This window comes from Herbiconiux daphne, from assembly GCF_024979295.1.
Taxonomy (GTDB): Bacteria; Actinomycetota; Actinomycetes; order Actinomycetales; family Microbacteriaceae; genus Herbiconiux; species Herbiconiux daphnes.
Window position 1 is genome coordinate 1 of sequence record NZ_JANLCJ010000528.1, and the last position, 616, is coordinate 616.

General features: G+C 49.2%; 1 protein-coding gene. It reads left to right on the forward strand.

Annotated features, from left to right (window positions below):
• Positions 1-471, forward strand: a 471-nt coding sequence (locus N1032_RS26260) for a tellurite resistance TerB family protein (RefSeq protein ID WP_259543584.1), incomplete at its 5' end; no start/stop codon positions are given.
• Positions 472-616: the final 145 nt, after the last annotated feature.

The window sequence follows — 616 nt, forward strand, 5'->3', positions numbered from 1 at the left end:
CCTCCGACTTATGGGAGAAAATTAATGTCCCTTTTTGCTAAGTTATTCGGGGATGCTGCCAAAGGCGCTGTAGCGAGCGTAGAGAAGAAAATCACCAAAGATGTAGTGGAAGCTACCATTGCTGGTTCTCTGCTCGTAGCGGCTGCTAACGACGGTATTAGCGATGATGAGCTGGGTGCTCTGGAAGTTGTTCTGGGTGCTGCTGATGAGTTCAAACCGTGGGAATCTGATTTCCAGAAACTGATTGAGAAGTACGCCACCCAACTGATGAAAGCACCTCGTCTGGGCAAAATGACAGCTCTCCGTGAAATCGGCGACCTGCGTGGTAAAAACCCTGATGATGCTGAACTGGTCATGAACTGCATCTTGACCGTCGCTGATGCTTCTGGCTCTATCGAAACAGAAGAGAAGAAAGTTCTGGGCGAAATCGCATCAGTGCTGGGCGTTAATCTGGCCAAATTCGGAGTGTAACGTGAAAGTTGCACTTACGATCCTGGGAGCAGTTCTGCTGCTCTCTGGCTGTGACAATAGTGATACGGCTGTTCGTCGTGAACCTATTCAGCAGCAACCGGTTGTTCAACAGCAACAACAGGTTGTCTATGAGGAAGCTCCTAAG